This window comes from uncultured Tenacibaculum sp. (genome assembly GCF_947494125.1).
Taxonomy (GTDB): Bacteria; Bacteroidota; Bacteroidia; order Flavobacteriales; family Flavobacteriaceae; genus Polaribacter.
The window spans coordinates 1-266 of the sequence record NZ_CANLTU010000058.1 but is presented as its reverse complement, the minus strand read 5'-3'; the positions used below and the strand labels follow the sequence as shown (position 1 = coordinate 266).

Genomic DNA, 266 nt, shown 5'->3' with positions numbered 1-266 from the left:
AGTAAAGTAGTTGTGGATAGTTCAGTAATAGAAGCAAAAACTGAAACTTTCACGAATATAAATGGAAAAATAGGGGGAGTAACCATAAGTGTTTTAGATAATGATTTATTAGATGGATCTGTGCTGAATGCCTCAGAGATTGCTTTAACACCCGGCACTACACCAACTCCTTTAAGCGGAAATATATTGATGAATTCCGATGGAACAATTACGGTAAGCCCAGAAACTACAGCAGGTACTTATGATTACGAATATACAATTTGCGA

General features: G+C 36.1%; 1 protein-coding gene. It reads left to right on the top strand.

Going from position 1 to position 266, the window contains the following annotated elements; translation table 11 throughout:
- On the top strand, positions 1 to 266 hold a 266-nt coding region (locus tag Q0881_RS17800; protein ID WP_299163332.1), incomplete at both ends, for a hypothetical protein.